This window comes from Kocuria aegyptia (assembly GCF_039530085.1).
Taxonomy (GTDB): domain Bacteria; phylum Actinomycetota; class Actinomycetes; order Actinomycetales; family Micrococcaceae; genus Kocuria; species Kocuria aegyptia.
In genome coordinates, this window is the sequence record NZ_BAAAOA010000046.1 from 610,708 (window position 1) to 629,384 (window position 18,677).

The 18,677-nt window shown below is 76.4% G+C and carries 14 protein-coding genes; 11 read left to right on the forward strand and 3 right to left on the reverse strand.

Annotation, left to right across the window (positions count from 1 at the left end):
* The first annotated feature begins 42 nt into the window (after nucleotides 1-42).
* On the forward strand, nucleotides 43-3,753 hold the full coding sequence (locus ABD220_RS17135; RefSeq protein ID WP_344124660.1) for an nSTAND1 domain-containing NTPase: 3,711 nt from the start codon (nucleotides 43-45) through the stop codon (nucleotides 3,751-3,753).
* Nucleotides 3,754-3,819: 66 nt separating this feature from the next.
* Here ABD220_RS17135 and ABD220_RS17140 read toward each other — a convergent pair whose 3' ends face one another.
* Nucleotides 3,820-5,568 (reverse strand): bifunctional 3'-5' exonuclease/DNA polymerase, encoded by a 1,749-nt coding sequence (locus ABD220_RS17140; protein WP_344124662.1) that lies wholly within the window; start codon nucleotides 5,566-5,568, stop codon nucleotides 3,820-3,822.
* Nucleotides 5,569-5,711: 143 nt separating this feature from the next.
* Here ABD220_RS17140 and ssd point away from each other — a divergent pair, with 143 nt between their 5' ends.
* The 7 genes from ssd (at nucleotide 5,712) to ABD220_RS17175 (ending at nucleotide 10,966) form a co-directional block, all read left to right on the forward strand.
* Complete coding sequence (ssd, locus tag ABD220_RS17145) at nucleotides 5,712-6,803, forward strand: septum site-determining protein Ssd (protein ID WP_344124663.1); 1,092 nt, start codon at nucleotides 5,712-5,714, stop codon at nucleotides 6,801-6,803.
* Complete coding sequence (locus ABD220_RS17150) at nucleotides 6,800-8,005, forward strand: TadA family conjugal transfer-associated ATPase (protein ID WP_344124665.1); 1,206 nt, start codon at nucleotides 6,800-6,802, stop codon at nucleotides 8,003-8,005. The genes ssd and ABD220_RS17150 overlap by 4 nt, the downstream gene beginning before the upstream one ends.
* Nucleotides 8,002-8,754, forward strand: coding sequence for a type II secretion system F family protein (locus ABD220_RS17155; protein ID WP_344124668.1), 753 nt, complete (start codon nucleotides 8,002-8,004; stop codon nucleotides 8,752-8,754). Before ABD220_RS17150 ends, ABD220_RS17155 begins: the two co-directional genes overlap by 4 nt.
* Entirely contained in the window at nucleotides 8,751-9,314 is a 564-nt protein-coding gene (locus tag ABD220_RS17160; protein ID WP_344124670.1) for a type II secretion system F family protein, read from the forward strand. Before ABD220_RS17155 ends, ABD220_RS17160 begins: the two co-directional genes overlap by 4 nt.
* 317 nt (nucleotides 9,315-9,631) lie before the next feature.
* A complete protein-coding gene (locus tag ABD220_RS17165; RefSeq protein WP_344124672.1) occupies nucleotides 9,632-9,928 on the forward strand; it encodes a DUF4244 domain-containing protein in 297 nt (98 codons plus the stop codon).
* A 287-nt stretch (nucleotides 9,929-10,215) separates the two neighbouring features.
* A complete protein-coding gene (locus tag ABD220_RS17170; protein WP_344124674.1) occupies nucleotides 10,216-10,548 on the forward strand; it encodes a TadE family type IV pilus minor pilin in 333 nt (110 codons plus the stop codon).
* The gene (locus ABD220_RS17175; RefSeq protein WP_344124676.1) at nucleotides 10,541-10,966 is read left to right on the forward strand and encodes an Rv3654c family TadE-like protein; all 426 of its coding nucleotides are present in this window, start codon (nucleotides 10,541-10,543) and stop codon (nucleotides 10,964-10,966) included. The genes ABD220_RS17170 and ABD220_RS17175 overlap by 8 nt, the downstream gene beginning before the upstream one ends.
* A gap of 4 nt (nucleotides 10,967-10,970) precedes the next feature.
* Here ABD220_RS17175 and ABD220_RS17180 read toward each other — a convergent pair whose 3' ends face one another.
* Together ABD220_RS17180 and ABD220_RS17185 are read right to left on the reverse strand one after the other, a co-directional pair.
* The gene (locus ABD220_RS17180) at nucleotides 10,971-13,313 is read right to left on the reverse strand and encodes a DEAD/DEAH box helicase (RefSeq protein WP_344124678.1); all 2,343 of its coding nucleotides are present in this window, start codon (nucleotides 13,311-13,313) and stop codon (nucleotides 10,971-10,973) included.
* Between the two features lie 117 nt (nucleotides 13,314-13,430).
* Complete coding sequence (locus tag ABD220_RS17185) at nucleotides 13,431-15,230, reverse strand: glycoside hydrolase family 13 protein (protein WP_344124680.1); 1,800 nt, start codon at nucleotides 15,228-15,230, stop codon at nucleotides 13,431-13,433.
* Nucleotides 15,231-15,494: 264 nt separating this feature from the next.
* Between ABD220_RS17185 and ABD220_RS17190 the strand changes: the two genes are divergently transcribed.
* From ABD220_RS17190 to galK, 3 genes are read left to right on the forward strand one after another with little or no spacing between them, the layout of a single operon-like run.
* Complete coding sequence (locus ABD220_RS17190) at nucleotides 15,495-16,280, forward strand: DeoR/GlpR family DNA-binding transcription regulator (RefSeq protein ID WP_344124682.1); 786 nt, start codon at nucleotides 15,495-15,497, stop codon at nucleotides 16,278-16,280.
* Nucleotides 16,277-17,413: a galactose-1-phosphate uridylyltransferase gene (galT, locus tag ABD220_RS17195; RefSeq protein WP_344124683.1), complete on the forward strand. Its 1,137-nt coding sequence runs from the start codon at nucleotides 16,277-16,279 to the stop codon at nucleotides 17,411-17,413. Before ABD220_RS17190 ends, galT begins: the two co-directional genes overlap by 4 nt.
* Complete coding sequence (gene galK / locus ABD220_RS17200; RefSeq protein ID WP_344124684.1) at nucleotides 17,410-18,675, forward strand: galactokinase; 1,266 nt, start codon at nucleotides 17,410-17,412, stop codon at nucleotides 18,673-18,675. The genes galT and galK overlap by 4 nt, the downstream gene beginning before the upstream one ends.
* Nucleotides 18,676-18,677: the final 2 nt, after the last annotated feature.

The following is an 18,677-nucleotide window of genomic DNA, read 5'->3' on the forward strand; positions in this document are numbered from 1 at the left end:
TGCCAGGGTCCCCCCTGTCCACGACCCCCAGGAGGCACCCCGGTGGCCTCGTCCCGCCCCGGTCCCGAGCGGCCCCGGCTCGCCGAGCAGCTGAGCGCCGCGCGCCGCCGCCGCGGCCTGTCGGTCCGCGCGCTCGCGGCCTCCTGCCGGCTCCCCGCCAGCACCATCCAGGGCTGGCTCAGCGGGGCGCACCTGCCCGGTCCGGCCCTGCGCGAGGAGTTCACCGCCCTGCTGGACGCCCTCGGGCTGACCGACGAGCGCCCCGCGGAACACTGGTGGGAGGAGGTCAACCGCTCCCGCACCCCCGTCCGGCCGGACTCCACCCCGTACGTGGGCCTGCGCTCCTACCGCCCCGAGGACGAGATGCACTTCCACGGCCGGACCGCGGAGGTCGCGGTGCTCGGCGAGCGGGTGGCCCAGCTGGCGGGCGCCGGCGGGCCCCGGATCCTGGCCGTGGTGGGGGCGTCCGGGGCCGGGAAGTCCTCGCTGCTGGGCGCGGGGCTCCTCGGCCGGCTGCGCGCCGAGGGCGGGCCCCTGCACGGGTGGAGCGCCGTGGCCACGACCCCGGGCCTCGACCCGGTGCGCCGGCTCGAGGACGCCGTCGGGACGGCGCCGGACCTGCTCGTCCTCGACCAGCTGGAGGAGCTCTGGACGGGCGCCCGGGACGACGAGGAGCCCGGGCGGTTCCTGGACCGGCTCGCCGCGGCGAGCCGGGACCGGGTGGTCGTGGTCGGCCTGCGGGCGGACTTCTTCGGCACCGCGAGCCGGCACCCCGAGCTGCGCGCCGCGCTGGAGCACCCCGTGCTGCTCGGGGCGCTGACCCGGGATCAGCTCGAGCAGATCGTCGTGGGTCCCGCGGAGGCCGTCGGCGCCCGCGTCTCCCCGGACCTGGTCGAGGTGATCCTGCGGGACGTCGCCCCCCGCGGCACGGAGATGGGCGTGGGCCTGCTGCCGATGCTGTCCCAGGCGATGCTCGGCACCTGGGAGCACGCCCGCACCCGGGAGCTGACGGTGGCCGACTACCACGCGGCGGGCGGCATCACCGAGGCCGTGGAGCGGCGGGCCGAGGAGGTGCACGCCCGGCTGGGCCCGCGCGAGCAGGACGTGGCCCGCGCGGTGTTCCTGCGGCTGGTGCGCGTGGTCGGCACCGGGACCTCCGCCACGGTGGTGCGCACCCCGGTGCTCCGGGAGGAGCTGCCGGAGGGCGGGGCGGACGTGGTCGAGGCGTTCGCCCGCGCCCGGCTGCTGACCATCGACCGGGACGAGATCCAGCTCAGCCACGAGTCCCTGCTGGACCACTGGTCCCGGCTCAGCCGCTGGATCGAGGACAGCCGCCGCGACCTCTACGTCCGCCAGCAGCTGCAGCGCGCCACCCAGATGTGGCTCGCCAACGACCGCGACCCCCTCGCGCTGATCCCGCTGGGCCAGCTCGCCTCCTTCCGGGACTGGACCGGGGACCCGCGCCAGCAGGCGCTGCTGAGCCCGGCCGAGCGCGAGTACCTGGCCGAGAGCGAGCGCCACTACGAGGACGCCCTGGAGCGGCAGAAGCGCAGCGCCCGGGAGATCGAGCGGCGCGGCCACGTGGCCCTCGTCCTGCTCGCCCTGGCGGTGTGCGCGGCCGTGGTGGCCGGTGCGCTGGGCGTCCGGGCGGAGCACTTCAAGGCCGACGCGGAGACCGCCCGCGACGAGGCGCTCTCCCGGCAGACGGCGCTGGAGGCGTCCCGGATCCGGGGCGAGTCGCCGAACCTCGCCGCGCAGCTGAGCCTCGCGGCGTACCGGATGGCGCCCACCCGGGAGGGCACCTCCGCGCTCATCGACGCGACCGCGGTGAACTCCCCCGAGCGGTGGCTGGGCCCCGGCGGCGCGTCCCGGCTTGCGGCGCTGGAAGACGGAGCGGTGGTGGCGCGCGCCGCCGGGGACGGCCGGCTGTCCGTGTGGCGGGACTTCGAGAGCCTGGTCGAGGACCGGGAGGACGTCGTGGTCGTCGACGGGACCGAGCGGGGCCTGGCCGACGTCGACCTCGTCGAACGGGACGGCAGGGTCCTCGCGGCCACCGCGGGGAAGGGCCACCTCAGCCTGTGGGACGTCACGGACCGGCCCGCGCGGCGGCTCGCCGGTCTCGAGGTGGACTCGGGCACCGCGGTCAACGCGGTGGTGTTCTCGCCCGGGGGAGGGCAGCTGCTCGCCGGCGGGAGTGGCGAGGTGCTGCGCTGGTCCCTCGAGGACCCGGCAGCCCCGGAGCCGCTGCCCCGGCTGCCGCTGGGCGAGGACGCCGACGTCCTCGCCGTCGCCGCGGCCGCCGACGGGACCGTCTATGCCGGTGGGAGCTCCGCCGGCATCACCCGGTACGCCACCGACGGCCGGCGCGCCGAGCGCCTCGGGACGGTCGCGACCGATCGGATCGTCCGCTCCCTCGCCCTCGACGACGACGGCGCCCGCCTGGCCGTGGGGCTCAACGCCCGGGAGCTGAAGCTCTACGACGTGGAGGGGGACCGGCTCACGGAGGCCGGCAGCGTCCGCGACTTCGGCAGCTGGATCAGCGACGTCAGCTTCTCCCCGGACGGTCAGCAGGTCGTGGCCGCGAGCTTCGACCAGAACGCCTACGTGCACCGGCTGCCCGACCTCGCCCGCGTCGACGTGTTCCCCACCCCCGCCCGGGTGACGGGGGCCCTGCGGGTGGGGGAGCGGCTGATCACGGCCTCCCAGGACGGCACCACCCGCTCGTGGGACCTGGAGGGCCCGGTGATCCACCGCCGCGGGGACCCGGTGTACCAGCTCTCCACCGACCGCTCGGACACCGTCCTCAGCGCGGTGGGCATCGGCGACGGCGTCGTCTCGCTCTTCGACCTCACCGGGGAGGTGCCCGTCCCGCTGCCGTCCCCGCAGGCCCCGCCCGGGGAGACCCTCTGGTACGCGGGCGCCGTGGCGCCCGACGCCTCGTTCGTGGCCGGTGGCACCCGTGACGGGGACCTCCTGGTCTGGCCCCTCGAGGACGGGCGACCGCAGGAGCCGGCGCGGGCGGCGGCCCTCGACGTCGGCGTCACGGGGGCCGACGTCACGGCGGACGCCTCCACCATCGCGGCGTGGTCCGAGGTCGGCTCCGAGATCGCCCTGCTGCGCCGGGACGCGGGGGGAGAGGTCCGGCGGGTGGCCTCCGTCCCGGTGGGCGGGACGGAGGCGGTGCGGTTCAACGCCGCGGGCACGGTGCTCGCCGCGGCGGACGACGCCAAGCACGTGCAGCTGTGGGACGTCTCCGACCCCGCGGCGCCCCGGCGGACCGCGGAGCTGACCCTCGACTCGGTCGTCACCTCGGCCGTGTTCTCCCCGGTGGCCGACGTCCTGGCGGTGGGGACCGAGGGCGGTCGGGTGCGTCTCTGGGACGTCGCGGACCCGTCCGACCCCCACCCGCTGGGGGAGACCTCCGACGCCCTGTCCTCGGTCAAGGGGCTGCAGTTCTCCGCCGACGGCACCCTCCTGGCGGGCGCCTCCGGTGACAAGTTCGTGTGGATGTGGAAGGTCGGCGCCGCCGACCTCGAGGTCCACGCGGCCCTGTCCGCCTCCGGGGACCGGATGAACGACGTGCGCTTCGTCGGGGACCGGCTGATCGCCACCGGCGACGACGGCGTGGTGCGCAGCTGGCTCGTGCGGGCCGACGACGCGGTCGCCGCGGTCTGCGCCACCCGCGGCGACCGGATCACCGAGGACGAGTGGCGCCGGCACGTGACGGGAGCCCCGTACCAGGACCTGTGCTGAGTCCCGCCCCGGGCCGGTTCCCCGGCCCGCTTCACGCTCCTTCGCGGCGGGCCGCCGCGGGGGCGGTCACTTGGCGTCCGCGTAGGACTCCACCACGGCCACGCTGACGGGGAACTCCACCGGGATCCGCCCGAACACGAGCTGGGCGGCCCGCTCGGCGCACTCGCCCACCAGCTCGGCCGCCCGCTCGGCGTCCTCCCGGGCGCAGTGCAGCACCACCTCGTCGTGCAGGAAGAACACGAGCTCCGCGTCCACGCCCTCGCGCGCCAGCGCCGAGCGGATGGCGCCCATCCAGCACACGGCCCACTCGGCGGCCGTGCCCTGGACCACGAAGTTGCGGGTGAACCGGCCCTGGCCGCGGGCCATCGCCCCGGCGCGCCGCTCGGCCTCCTCGGTGGCCGTGTCCCGCTGCGCGGCGTCCCACGCCGGGCCCGGCCGGGGGGACCACCGGCCCAGGTGCGTGCGCACCTGCCCGCCCGTCTCGCCCACCCGGGCGGCCCGCTCCACGTAGTCCACGGCGCGGGGGAACATCCGGGCGAGGTGCGGCATGAGCCGGCCCGACTGGCCCGTGGTCGCCCCGTACATCGCGCCCAGCATGGCCACCTTCGCCTGCGGGCGCTCGGTCAGCTCCGAGCCCCGCTCCTCGCCGAGGTCCGCGATGGCCTGGTAGAGGTCACGACCCCGGGACGCGGCGGCCAGGGCGTCGTCGTGGGCCAGCGCCGCCAGGACGCGCGGCTCGAGCTGGGCCGCGTCGGCCACCACGAGCACGCGCCCCGGGTCCGCCCGCACGGCGTCCCGCACCACGTGCGGGATCTGCAGGGCACCCCCGCCGCGGGCGGACCAGCGGCCGGTGACCACCCCGCCCACCACGTACTCCGGGCGGAAGCGGCCGTCCCGCACCCATGTGGCCAGCCAGTGCCACCCGTTGGCGCTGAGCAGCCGCGCCTGCTTCTTGTGCTCCAGGACCGGCTCGATCAGCGCCTGGCGCCGGGCGGCCAGGCCCGGCACGGCCCGGGCCCACTCGACGAGCTCCCACTGTCGCGTGCTCGTCACGTCGATCCCCGCCGCCCGCATCGCCTTGAGCAGCTCCTGCGGGGAGTCCGGGTTCAGCCCCGGGGCGTGCAGCGTCTCCCGCAGCCGGGCCACGGTCGCCTCCATCCGCGGGGGCCGCTCCCCGGGAGCCGGCTCGGGGCCCAGCGCGTCCTCCAGCAGTGCCCGGTGGACGTCCTCCCGCCAGGGCACCCCGGCGTGCTGCATCTCCGCGGCGATCAGGGCGCCCTGGGACTCCGCCGCCAGGAGCAGGGTCAGCCGGCGGGGATCCACGGCGCCCGCCACCGCGGCGAGCTGCGCCCGCAGCTCGGCGACCAGCACGGCCGCGTCCGGGCCCGCGGCGCGGGGGAGGTCGAACAGGCTCGACTGGTCCTCGGCGGGGGAGGGCGGGGGGAGCAGCCCGGGTGCCTCGTCGGCGGGCAGCGGCGCCAGCGCCGGCTCGTAGGGCAGCGGGCCCTCGGTGCCGGACCCGTGGGCGGTGGCGGCCGTGGCGAGGATCGCCTGGCACAGCCGCAGGTCGTGGCAGCGCTCCACCCGGACGCCGGCGGCCAGCAGCTGCGGGTAGACCGACCCCGTGCGCTCCCAGGTCCAGCGCGGCGGCGTGGACCCGGCCCGCCGGGCGGCCTCCTCGCGGTCGGCCACGAACGCGGCGAGCTCGCCGGCGGGCACGTCGACCGCGGGCCCGTCCGGGGCCCCGGAGCCCGTCAGGTCCTGGACCCGGTGCCCGCCCCGGCCGTCCTGCGCTGGTCCCACCACGATGTGCATCCGGCCATTGTCCTGCACGGGTCCGTCATGCTATGCCGGTGCCCGGACTGCACACGCCCCCGGGGTCGCCGGAACCCGGTTCCCCGTCCACACCGGAGCCGCTGTCGGGACGGGCCGGCTCCGGCCGCACCGACAGTGGGGCCATGAGCACCGCCGCCCATCTCCCCGCTCCGCCGCCCCCCGCCACCGCGGCCCGCGCGCGCACCGTGCGCCTCGTCAGCGACGACCCCGGGCTGCGCGCCACGGTCGAGCGCGTCTGCGCCGCCGCCGGCGTCGACCTGCTGGCCGACCCGCCCGGCGCGACGGCGAGCGGTGGCGCGCCGGGGACGGCCGCGGACACCGACCTCGTGGACGTGCGCCACGCCGTGCGGGGCCGGGTCCGGCCGGGCACCGTGCTCGTGGGCCGGTCCGAGGACCCCGGGATCTGGGACCGGGCGGCGGACCTCGGCGGCTGCGCGGTGGCCGTGCTGCCGGACGCCGCCGGATGGCTCGCCGACCTGCTGACCGCCCGGACCGGCGGCCCCGCGGGCCCAAGCGGCACGGGACGGGTGCTGGGGGTGCTCGGCGCCGTGGGCGGGGCCGGCACCTCCACGCTGGCGTGCTGGCTCGCCGACCGGGCCGCGCACGCGGAGCGCCTGGCCGTCCTGGTGGACGCGGACCGCGCCGGCTGTGGCATCGACGTCCTGCTGGGCCTCGAGGACCAGGACGGTCTGCGCTGGCCGGACCTGCTCCGGATCGCCGGGACGGTGCCCGCGGAGCAGCTGTGGCCGGCCATGGCCCGGACCGGACAGCTGCGCTGGCTCTCCTGGGACCGCTCCCGGCCGGACGGAGCCGCCGCCCCGTACGCCGCCGTGCTCGAGGCGCTGCGGCGGGCCGCGGACCTCGTCGTCGTGGACCTGGGCCGGGCGGGGCCGGGCACGGCGGACACCGCGGCCCTGTGCGACGACGTCCTCGTGCTCACGCCCCGGACGGTGCGGGGCGTGCTGGCCGCCCGGTGGGCCGCGGAGCTCCTCGCGGGAGCCGTGGCCCGCCTGGTGCCGGCCGGGCTCAACGTGGCCGACGTCGACGACGCGCTCGCCGCCGCGACGACCGGCCTGCCCGTCGCCGGCTCCGTGCGCTTCCACGGCGCGGTGCCGGACGCCGCCGAGACGGGCCGCCTGCTCGAGGCGGGCCGCTCCCGCAGGCTCGCCCGGGACGTGGCAGGCCTGCTCGAGGCCGTGGGGGCGGCGCCGTGAGCGCCGTGCTCCCGGAGCGACCGATCGCCCTGCCGGCCGGGCTCCTGGACGACGTGCGGGACCGGCTGCTCTCCGCCCCCGGGCCGGTCACCGACAGCGACATCGCCGAGGCCGTGCACGCGAGCGGCCGGGTGCTCGGGGCCGCCGGCACCCTGCGCGCGGTGCAGGCCGTCCGCGCCGAGCTGACCGGGCTCGGTCCCCTCGAGCCGCTGCTGCCGCACCGGGGGCTCACCGACGTCTACGTCAACGGACCCGACCAGGTCTGGCTCGAGACCGAGTCCGGGGTGCGCCGCGTCCCGTCCCCCTTCGGCTCCGACGCCGAGGTGCGCGCCCTCGCCGTGCGCCTCGTCACCGCCGCCGGGCGCCGCCTCGACGCCGCCCACCCCTGCGTGGACGTGCAGACGGCCGCCGGCTACCGGGTGCACGCCGTGCTCCCGCCCGTGTCCACGGGCGGGACCCTGCTGTCCGTGCGCTTCCGCAGCACGAGGACCCTGACCCTGCAGGACCTCGTGGCCGCCGGCACCGTGCTCCCCGGCACCGCCGAGCTGCTCGTGGCCGCCGTGCGCTCCGGCGCCAGCTTCCTGGTCAGCGGTGCCACCGGCGCGGGGAAGACGACGGTCCTCAACGCCCTGCTCTCCTGCTCCCCGGAGCACGAGCGGATCGTGCTCATCGAGGACGCCGCCGAGCTCCGGCCCGAGCACCCCCACGTGGTCGGCCTCCAGGCGCGGCATCCCAACACCGAGGGCGCGGGCGGCATCGACCTGGCCGAGCTCGTCCGGCAGGCCCTGCGGATGCGGCCCGACCGGCTCGTGGTGGGCGAGTGCCGCGGCGCCGAGGTGCGCGAGCTGTTCACGGCACTCAACACCGGTCACGCCGGGGCGGGCACCGTGCACGCCAACTCCGCCGAGGCGGTCCCCGCCCGGCTCTCGGCCCTCGGCGCCCTGGCCGGGATGAGCCGGGAGGCCGTGACCCTGCAGGCCGCGAGCGCCCTGGACCTGGTCGTCCACGTGGCGCGCTCGGGCGCGCGGCGAGAGCTCCGTGCCGTGTCCCTGCTCGAGGACCGCGCCGGCGCGCTCGTCACGGTGCCCGCGGCGGTCCGGTCCCACGACGGGGTGCGTCGCGGTCCCGGCTGGGACGGGCTGTGCGCGCTGCTCGACCGATCGAGCGGCCCCGGCCCCGACCTCGCGGAGCGCCGGCCGTGAGCACGGTCCTGGCCCTCTGCCTGTGCCTCGGCGGGAGCGCCGCGGTGCTGCTCGCCGGTCCGGTCCACCGCGTGCGCTCGGTCGCGCGGGCGGGCGCCGGCGCGGTCCCCGCGGTCCCGTGGTGGACCCGGTTCACCCGGGACGCCGAGGCGGAGTCCGCCGAGTGGACCGCGCTGCTGCGCCGGCTCGCGGCGCTGCTGCAGGCGGGCCGGTCCCCGGCGGCCGCCTTCGAGGGCGCGGGTCCCGGCGGACACCGCCGCCCCCGCACGGGAACCGGCCGGCACATCGAGCTGCTGTGCACCTCCGTGGCGGCCGCCGCCCGGCTGGGGCTGAGCGTGTCGACCGCCCTGGCGGGAGTGCCGGCACCGCAGCTCGGCCACCGTCCGCTGGAGCGGCGGGCCGTGGCCACCACGGCCGAGCTCTCCCTGTGCTGGGCGGTCTCCGAGCGCACCGGCGCGCCCCTGGCCGCCCTGCTCGGCGGTCTCGCCGACGCCCTCGAGGCGGAGCTCGACGCCGAGGCGGCACGCGGCACCGCCCTGGCCGGTCCCCGCTCCACCGTGCGGATCCTGACCTGGCTCCCGGTGCTGGGGATCGGTCTGGGCATGCTCATGGGCGTCGACCCGCTGCGCACGCTGCTCACCACGCCGTGGGGACTGGCCTGCCTCGTGGCCGGCGCGGTGCTCGCGCTGCTCGGGCGGGTGTGGACGCGCACGCTGATCGTCCGCGCCGAGGCGGTGGGGGCACGATGAACGCCCTCGCCGCGCCCGTCGCCGGGCTGCTCCTGCTGGCCGCCGTGGCGCTGGCCGTGTTCCCGTCCCGGGCCCGGCTGCCGGGAACGCCCCGGCCGGCCGCGGCCCGGCGCCCGTCCGGGCCGCAGGTCTCCGCGGGCGTCCTCGTGGAGCTCACCGCCGCCATGCTGGACGCCGGCCTGCCGCTGGGGGAGGCCGTGGCGGTGCTGGGCGGGAGCAGGAAGGACCCCACCGGCGCCGCCCTGGAGGGGGTGGGCTCCCGGTTGCGCCTCGGGCTGCCGTGGCACACGGCGTGGGCCTCGGCGGGAAAGCTGCCCACGCACCTGGTCGACTACCGCGAGGCGCTCACGTTCACCGCGACGTCCGGGGCGCCGTCGGCCCGGAGCCTGCGCGCGCAGGCGGCGCAGGTGCGGCGGGCGGCCTACCGGCGGGCCGAGCGCGCCGCGGAGTCGCTGTCCGTCCAGCTCGTGCTGCCCCTGGGCCTGTGCTCCCTGCCCGCCTTCGTCTGCTGGGGCGTGCTGCCGGTCGTGATGGGACTCGTCCCCGAGGTGTTCGGATGACCCGCCGAGCCCGGAGCCGCGGACCTCCGGCCGTGGGTCCGCACCCGTCCCGCACGGAATCCCCGTCCGTGCCCGGGTGCCGCCGGGGACCGGTCCGGTGCCACTGCGGCGTCCGTCCTCCTCCGGCGGCCCGTGCTGCTCGCCCGTCACGGTTCGCCCGGACCGTTCGTCCGGCGCTGTTCGTCCGGACCGCTCGTCGGGTACCGGCCGTCGTGTGACTGCTCGCCCGGCACGGTCCGCCCCGACCGCTCGCCCGGTACGGGCTGTCCTGCACCTGTTCGTCCCGCATCTGTTCGTTCTGCACCGAAAGGACCGTCATGTCCCAGCACCAGATCACCCCGTTCCGCCCCGTCCGGAAGCGCCGCAGCCTCCCGGGGCTCGATCCGGGCGTCGTCCGGGGCCGCCGCAGCACGCCGTCCGCCCGCGGGGCCACCGGGGCCCGGCCCCGTCCGCCCGCCCGGGTCGGGGACGCGGACCTCGGCGCGACCACCGTGGAGTACGCCATGGTCGTGCTCGCCGCCGCAGCCTTCGGCGGCGTCATGGCCGCAGTGCTGTCCTCCGGCCAGGTGCGCGAGCTCCTGACCGCGATCATCGAGAAGGCGCTCGGCGTCTGAGCGTCCCCCGCGGGGTCCGTGGTGCCTGCTCCGGCGCTGCGGATCCCGCGGGCGGGTCCTCCCGTCCCACGCGACCGCCGGCCCGGGCGGCCACGCACCATGCCCCGTGAGGAGTCGCCATGCCTGCCGACCGCCCCCGTTCTCGTCCTCGTTCCCGTCCCCGTCATTCCCCTTGCCGTCCCGGTTCCTGCCCCCGTAGCCGTGCCTGGGCCCCGCCCGGCTCACGGTCCCGCTCCGGGCCCCGGCCTGCAGCACGGGATCGCGGCGCCGTCACGGCCGAGACGGCCGTGCTCCTGCCCGCCCTCGTGCTGCTCCTGGCCGTGCTCCTCGCGTCCGCCGCGGCGGGGATGACCTTGATCCGCTACGAGGAGGCGGCGCGGGCCTCGGCCCGCGCCGCCGCCCGCGGCGAGAGCGCCGCCGTGATCCGCTCCACGGCGCTGCACGTGGCCGGGGAGGACGCGGCCGTGCGTCTGGGCGGGGACGCCGGGACGGCCACGGTCACCGTCACCGTCACCGGCCCTGCCCCCGGCATCCTCGGGACCTGGGGCGGCTGGGAACTGCGTGCGGACGCCTCCGCCGAGACGGAGGGGGCCGGCGCGGCCGGTGGGAACGGTGGCTGAGCCCGCGGTGCGGGGTGACCTGGGCCGGCTCGGCCGACCCGCGCACGGCGACGGTGACCGGGGAAGCGGCACCGTGCACGCGCTGACGCTCACCCTGGTGCTGGGGGTGCTGCTGGTGACCGTGCTCATGCTCGCCCAGGCGGGGATCGCGACCCACCGAGCAGGCAAGGCCGCCGACCTCGCGGCGCTCGCCGCCGCCGACACCGCCCGGGGTCTCGTGGCCGGCGACCCGTGCGGCACCGCCGAGCGCGTGGCCCGGGAGAACGGGGCGCGACTGGAGCGGTGCGCGCTCGTGGAACCGGAGCGCGTCGTCGTCGACGTGCGCACCGCCGTGGCCCTCGGCGGGCCGCTGGCGCGCTTCGGGTCGGCCCGCGGCGTGTCCCGGGCCGGGCCGCCGGAGGCCGCCGGTGCCCCGTGAGGAGTCAGGCGCGGGGGGCGTCCTGCAGCACCGCGTCGATCAGCCGCACCGCGCCGGCCTTGTCCAGCGGGTTGTTGCGGTTGCCGCACTTGGGCGACTGCACGCAGGACGGGCACCCGTGCTCGCACTCGCACGAGGAGATCGCCTCCCGGGTGGCGCGCAGCCACGCGACCGCCGTGTCGTAGCCGCGCTCCGCGAACCCCGCGCCGCCGGGGTGGCCGTCGTAGACGAAGACCGTGGGCAGCTCCGTGTCGGCGTGCAGCGCGGTCGAGAGCCCGCCCACGTCCCAGCGGTCGCACGAGGCCACGAGCGGGAGCAGGCCGATCGCCGCGTGCTCGGCCGCGTGCAGCGCGCCGGGGACGTCGGGCTCCTCGATCCCCGCGCCGGTCAGCACGGCGCCCGGGACGGTGAACCACACGGACTTCGTGAACAGGTCCCGGGCCTCGAGGTCCAGGGGCTCCTCGCCCAGCACCTCGTTGGAGACCACGGCCTTGCGCTGGAACGAGACCACCTTCGTGGTGACCTGGACCTGGCCGAAGTGGACGGTCACGGGTCCCCAGCGCTCCGAGCGCTCCTCGGTGACCACGCTCACCTGCGTGATGTCCCGCGCGGTGGTGTAGAAGTCGGGGTGCGCCCGCGTCACGGCGGCGACCGAGCCCGCCTCGTCGAGCTCGTCCACGATGTAGGTCCGGCCCTGGTGCACGTACACGGCCCCCGGGTGGGCCTGGTAGTGGGACTGGGGGGAGTCCATCGTGCCGAGCACCGCGCCGGTGTCGGTCTCGATGATCCGGATCGGCCCGCCGCCGTCCGAGCGCAGCGACACCATGCCCGCCGCGGACTGGGGGTGCGTCCAGAACCAGCCGGTCGGCCGGCGGCGCAGGTGACCGCTCGTCACGAGCGAACCGAGCACCTCCGCCGCGGTGGGCCCGAAGCTGTCGATCTCCTCCGCGCGCAGCGGGTGCTCGGCCGCGGCCGCGCACAGGTGCGGGGCGAGCACGTAGGGGTTCGAGGGGTCGAAGACCGTGGCCTCGACGTCCACGTCGAAGATCGCCTCCGGGTGGTTCACGAGGTACGTGTCGAGGGGGTCGTCGCCGGCCACGAAGGTCGCCAGGGCCTCCTGCCCGGCCCGGCCCGCCCGGCCGATCTGCTGGAAGAAGGACGCCCGGGTGCCGGGCCACCCCGCCACGACCACGGCGTCCAGCCCGGCCACGTCGATGCCGAGCTCGAGCGCGGACGTGCTGGCGATCCCGAGCAGCCGCCCGTCCCGCAGCGCCTCCTCGAGCTCCCGGCGCTCCTCGGGGAGGAACCCGGAGCGGTAGGCCGCCACCCGGTGGGCCAGCGCGGGGTCGACCTCCTCCAGCTGGCGGTGGGCGATCTGGGCGATCGTCTCCGCGCCGCGGCGGGACTTGATGAACGCGATGGTGCGGACCTGGCGGAGCACCAGGTCCGTGAGCATGTCGGCGGTCTCGGCCAGGGCGGTGCGCCGCACCGGGGCGTCGTTCTCGCCGCCGCCGTCCGTCTGCTCCGGTTCCCAGAGCACCACGGTGACCGGCCCGTGTGGGGAGAAGTCCGTGGTCACCGGCGTCACCTCGGCCTCGGGGACGCCCACGAGGCGGGCGAAGGAGGCGTGCGGCTCGAAGGACGTCGCGGACGCCCCGATGAAGACGGGGTCCGCGCCGTAGACGCGGCAGATCCGGCGCAGCCGCCGCATGAGGTTGGCCACGTGCGAGCCGAAGACGCCCCGGTAGGAGTGGGCCTCGTCCACCACGACGTACTTCAGGCGGCGGAAGAACCGGGACCAGCGCGCGTGGTTGGGCAGCACCCCGTAGTGCAGCATGTCCGGGTTGCACAGCACCACGTCGGCGTGATCCCGGACCCACCGGCGCTCCGCGGGGTCGGTGTCGCCGTCGTAGGTGGCGGCGCGCAGGGTCGGCAGGCCGAGCGCGTCCAGGCCCTTGAGCTGGTCGGCGGCCAGGGCCTTGGTGGGGGAGAGATAGAGGGCCGTGGCCTCGTCCGGGTGGTGGACCATGCCCGGGTTCGCCAGCGCCGCGAGCCGGCCTCGGTGCACGGCATCGGCCACGGGCGCCTGGTAGGCCAGGGACTTCCCCGACGCGGTCCCCGTGGCGACCACCACGTGCCGGGGGGCCAGCACCGCCTGGACCTGGTGCAGGTACGGCGCGTGCACGCCGAGCCGTTCGTAGGCGGCGACCACGTCCGGGTGGAGGTGCTCGGGCCACGGCGCCGTCACGGCGTCCCGGTCGGGGATCTCCCGGACGTGCCGCACCTGCTCCGGCGCGTCGCCGCGGCCGAGCAGGGGAACCAGGGAGTCGTGGTCGGAGGACGGCACCGGTTCATTGTGCCACCGCCGCCCCGTCGGCCCCACCGGCGGAGCCTCGGCGGGAGCCACCGGGGCGGCAGCGCGCGCCGGGCCCGGCGCCTCCACCCCGTGCCCCGGCGTCGTGCCTCAGCCCTGCGCCGCCCCCGAGCAGGTCCGCCGGTGCACGCGCGCCTCCCAGGGGCGCAGCAGCCCCTCCTCTCCGGGGGCGACTGCGTCGGCGCGGTTGCCGATCAGCACCTCCGTGCCGGCCCAGCCGTCGGGCAGCTCGGCCCGGACCTGCTCGCCCGAGACGTTGGCGAGCACGAGCAGTTCCACGTCCTCGAGCCGGCGGGTGAAGACGTAGATCTGCTCGTGGTGGGGGACCAGCATGGTGAAGTCACCCAGGGCCACGACGGGCTCGGTGTGCCGCAGCTCGACGAGGCGCCGGTAGTGGTGGAACACCGAGTGCGGCTCGGCCCGGGCGGCCTCGGCGTTGACCACCTCGTGGTTGGGGTTGACCGCGATCCACGGGGTGCCGGTGGTGAACCCGGCGTTCTCCCCGGGGCTCCACTGGACCGGGGTGCGGGCGTTGTCCCGGCCCGACCAGCGCAGCCCGGCCAGCACGGTCTCCGGGTCCGCGCCGGCGGCCACGGCGTGGCGGTAGTGGTTGAGGGACTCGATGTCGCGGAAGTCCTCGATCGTCTCGAACGGGGCGTTGGTCATGCCCAGTTCCTCGCCCTGGTAGACGTAGGGGGTGCCGCGGTGCAGGTGCAGCAGGGTGGCCAGGCAGGTGGCGGAGGCCACCCGGTGCTCCGGCGAGTCGTTGCCGAAGCGGGAGACCACCCGGGGCTGGTCGTGGTTGTTCCAGTACAGGGAGTTCCACCCCACCTCCTCCAGGCCCTCCTGCCAGCGGCCCAAGGAGGCCTTCAGATCGGTCAGGCGCAAGGGCCTCGGGTCGAACTTGCCCCCGGGACCGTGGTCGAGGCCCACATGCTCGAACTGGAAGACCATGTCCACCTCGGCCCGGGCCGGATCGGTGAACAGCTGGGCCTGCTCCACGGTGACCCCGGGCATCTCGCCCACCGTGATGAGCTCGGCGTCCCGGTGGGCGAAGACCTCCCGGTGCATCTCCTGGAGGAACTCGTGGATCCGGGGACCGCAGAGATAGGACGCCGACCCGTCGCCCCAGGGCGTCCCGTCCACGGGCGGTCCGTCGTGCAGGTGCCCGTCGGGTCCGGCGTCCTTGCTGATCATGTTGATCACGTCCATCCGGAAGCCGTCCACGCCGCGGTCCAGCCACCAGCCCATCATGGCGTACACGGCCGCCCGCACCTGGGGGTTCTCCCAGTTGAGGTCGGGCTGCTTGGTCGAGAACAGGTGCAGGTAGTACTCGCCCGAGGCCTCGTCCAGCTCCCAGGTCGACCCCGAGAAGAAGCTCTGCCAGTTCGTCGGCTCCGCCCCGGGCGCGCCGGCCTCCATGCCGCGGCGGGGCTTGCGCCACCAGTACCAGTCCCGCTTCGGGGAGTCGGGGGAGGAGCGGGACTCCACGAACCAGGGGTGCTCGTCGGAGGTGTGGTTGACCACCAGGTCCATCACCAGCTTCATGCCGCGGGCGTGCACGGCGGCGAGCAGCTCGTCGAACTGCTCGAGGGTCCCGAAGGTGGGGTCGATGTCCTGGTAGTCGCTGATGTCGTAGCCGTTGTCGTCCTGCGGGGAGCGGTAGATCGGGGAGAGCCAGATGACGTCCACACCCAGGTCCTGGAGGTGGTCCAGGTGGGCGAGGACGCCGCCGAGGTCGCCGATCCCGTCGCCGTCGGAGTCGGCGAAGGAGCGGGGATAGATCTGGTAGACGACCGCGTCGGTCCACCACGCGGGCGCGTCCCCGGTGCCGCTGCCGGTGCCGGGCCGCTGGGCGGTGATGTCCTGATGCTGTGGGACGGTGCTCATTCGGCTGCTCCTCGGGTGACGCCGCGGACGGCCGGTCCGCGACCGGCGACGGCACCCCGGGTGGTGGTGTCGTCGCTCCGGCGCGACCGGTCTCGATACCCGACCAGTCTGCTCGAACGGCGTGCTCCGCGACACCGCGGCCCCGAGCGAGGGACAACACGATGTCACACCAAGTATGTTCGAATGAACATCACACGGGCGTCGCGGGCCCGCGCCACCCCGGTGCACCGTCCCGCACCGGCCGCTCGACCCTCAGGAGGACCGATGTCCGACATGCTCCCCGACCGCCGACGGCGGGAGATCCTCGACCGTGTCCGGGCGGCCGGCGCCGTGCGGGTGGCCGACCTGGCCGAGGAGCTGGGCGTGTCCGACATGACCGTGCGCCGGGACCTGGACCGGCTGGCGCGGGACGGGGAGCTGCAGAAGGTGCACGGCGGCGCGAAGCTGCCCGCGGGGTCCTCCGCGGCCGAGCCGGGCTTCACGCGCAAGTCGGAGCTGCAGCTGCCGGAGAAGGCGGCCATCGCCGCCGCCGCCCAGGCCATGGTGGCCCCGGGGATGTCGGTCGCGCTGAACTCCGGGACCACCACCTTCGCCCTGGCGCGGACCCTGCGCCACGTCCCGGACATCACGGTGGTGACGAACTCCCCGCGCATCGCCGACGTGCTCCAGGACGCGCCGGCCCCGGGTCAGACCGTCGTCCTCACCGGCGGCGTCCGCACGCCCTCGGACGCCCTGGTGGGCCCGCTGGCCACCGCGGCCCTGCGCACCCTGCACGTGGACCTGTGCTTCCTGGGCGTGCACGGGGTCAGCGACCGCGACGGGCTGACCACGCCGAACATGATGGAGGCCGAGGTCAACCGTCTCTTCCTGGCACGCTGCGACCGCAGCGTGGCGCTGGCCGACTCCACCAAGTGGGGCCTGACCGGTCTCCACCGCATCGCCGGTCTCGACGAGGTGGACACCGTCGTGACCGACGACGGCCTCGACGCCGCGGGCCGCACAGCCTTGAGCCGATCCGTCCCCGACCTGCGACTGGAGCCCGTCCGATGACACTGCCGCTGCCCACCGAACACGCCGAAAGCTTCGCGCACCGGACCCACCACCTCGCCGACGGGCGGGAGGCCGTGTTCTTCAGCGACCGCGGCACCGCACCGGTGGAGCAGGTCGTGGACCGCAGGCCCCTGGACGCCCGGTCCGGCGGCGGTGAGGTCCGCTTCGACCGGTTGACGGGGGAGTGGGTGGCGGTGGCCGCCCACCGGCAGGCGCGCACCTACCTGCCCCCGGCCGACCAGTGCCCGCTGTGCCCGTCCGCGGGCGGGCGGGAGTCCGAGATCCCGGTCGAGGACTTCGACGTCGTCGTCTTCGAGAACCGCTTCCCCTCCCTGGGCCCGGGGCTGGCCGAGCTGCCCGACCCGCAGCGGACGGGGGAGCGGGCCCTGTGGGGGACTCCGTCCCCGGCAGTGGGCCGGTGCGAGGTGGTGGTGTTCACCCCGGAGCACCGGGGCTCCTTCGCGTCCCTGGCCCCGGAGCGGGCGCGTACCGTGGTGGAGGCCTGGGCCCAGCGCACCGAGGCGCTGACGGGGATGCAGGGCATCCGGCACGTGTTCCCCTTCGAGAACCGGGGCGAGCAGATCGGGGTGACCCTGCACCACCCGCACGGGCAGATCTACGCCTATCCCTACCCGGCTCCGCACGCCGCCCGGCTGGCGGCCCGCTCCCGGGCGCACCTCGAGCGCACGGGGCGGGCCCTGATGGGCGAGGTCCTGGCCGACGAGACCGCCTCGGGGGACCGGATGGTGATCGCGGGCGAGCACTTCTCGGCCTACGTGCCCTACGCCGCGCGCTGGCCGCTCGAGGTCCACTTGCTCCCGCACCGGCAGGTCCCGGACCTGGCGGCGCTGACCGGGGCCGAGCGGGACGAGCTGGCGGCGGTGTACCAGGACCTGGTCCAGCGCGTGGACCGGCTCTACGCCACGCCGACCCCCTACATCGCCGCCTGGCACCAGACCCCGATCACGACCGCCGACCGCGAGGCCGGCTGGCTGCACCTGCAGCTGACCAGCCCCCGGCGGGCGGCGGACAAGCTGAAGTTCCTGGCCGGCTCCGAGGCCGCCATGGGAGCGTTCATCAACGACGTCACCGCCGAGCAGACCGCCGCACGCCTGAGGGAGGCCGCACGATGACCGGACCGCACACCCACCAGCAGCCCGCTCAGAAATCAGCTCGGCGGCCGGGGCAGGACGACGCCGCCCGCGCCGAGGCACTCTCCCGCCGGTTCGCCGAGGTCTACGGGCACGACCCGGACGGGGTGTGGCGGGCCCCGGGGCGGGTGAACCTCATCGGGGAGCACACCGACTACAACGACGGCTTCGTGCTGCCCTTCGCCATCGACCGCTCGGCGATGGTCGCGGTCCGGCTGCGCCGGGACGCCGGGCCGGGGCGGCGGACCGGACAGGGGCAGGCCGGGCACGACGTCGTCGACCTGGCCTCCACCTGGGCCCCCGACGGGGAGGGGCTGTCCCGGGCCCGGTTCCGGATCGCCGACCTCGCCCCGGGGACGGCCGCGGGGTGGAGCGCCTATCCGGCCGGTGTGGTGCACGTCCTCGCGGGCCCGGACGGCGTGGACGTCCCGGGCTTCGAGCTGCTGCTGGACTCGACCGTCCCCGTCGGGGCGGGGCTGTCCTCCTCGCACGCCGTGGAGGTCGCCACGATCGTGGCCCTGAACGACCTGCTGGACCTCGGTCTGGACCGGCCGGCCATGGCCCGGCTGACCCAGCGGGCGGAGAACGAGTTCGTCGGGGCGCCCACCGGGATCATGGACCAGTCCGCCTCGCTGATGGGCCGCGCCGGGGCCGCGCTGTTCCTGGACTGCCGCACCCAGGAGGCCCAGCTCGTGCCGTTGCCGGTGGCCGAGCACGGGCTGGCGGTGCTGGTGATCGATACGGGAGTCGCCCACTCCCACGCCGACGGCGGCTACGGGGCCCGGCGCGCCTCCTGCGAGCACGGGGCCACCGCCCTCGGGGCGGCCTCGCTGCGCGACGTCCCGGCCGGGGCCGACCTGACCGGGCTGGACCCGGAGACCGCCCGCCGGGTCCGGCACGTGCTCAGCGAGAACCGACGGGTCCTGGGAACCGTGGAACGGCTGCGGGCCGGGGACCTCGCCGGCATCGGGGCGCTGCTGGTCGCCTCCCACGCCTCGTTGCGGGACGACTACGAGGTCTCGTGCCCCGAGCTCGACCTCGCCGTGGACACCGCCCTGGCCGCCGGGGCGGTCGGCGCGCGGATGACCGGCGGCGGCTTCGGCGGCTCCGCGATCGCCCTCGTGCCCGCGGCGCGGACGGAGCAGGTCCGGGACGCCGTCGCGCAGGCCTTCGCGGAGCAGGGCCGGCGGGCGCCGCAGGTCTTCGCCGTCGTACCGGGCGAGGGCGCCGGCCGGGTGCGGTGAGA

Bases quoted from the DNA above. Each gene is read 5' to 3' on its own strand.
- ABD220_RS17160 (WP_344124670.1), top strand. From the start codon at position 8,751: ATGAACGCCCTCGCCGCGCCCGTCGCCGGGCTGCTCCTGCTGGCCGCC.
- ABD220_RS17190 (WP_344124682.1), top strand. From the start codon at position 15,495: ATGTCCGACATGCTCCCCGACCGCCGACGGCGGGAGATCCTCGACCGT.
- ABD220_RS17185 (WP_344124680.1), bottom strand. From the start codon at position 15,230: ATGAGCACCGTCCCACAGCATCAGGACATCACCGCCCAGCGGCCCGGC.
- galK (WP_344124684.1), top strand. From the start codon at position 17,410: ATGACCGGACCGCACACCCACCAGCAGCCCGCTCAGAAATCAGCTCGG.
- galT (WP_344124683.1), top strand. From the start codon at position 16,277: ATGACACTGCCGCTGCCCACCGAACACGCCGAAAGCTTCGCGCACCGG.
- ssd (WP_344124663.1), top strand. From the start codon at position 5,712: ATGAGCACCGCCGCCCATCTCCCCGCTCCGCCGCCCCCCGCCACCGCG.
- ABD220_RS17140 (WP_344124662.1), bottom strand. From the start codon at position 5,568: ATGCACATCGTGGTGGGACCAGCGCAGGACGGCCGGGGCGGGCACCGG.
- ABD220_RS17165 (WP_344124672.1), top strand. From the start codon at position 9,632: ATGTCCCAGCACCAGATCACCCCGTTCCGCCCCGTCCGGAAGCGCCGC.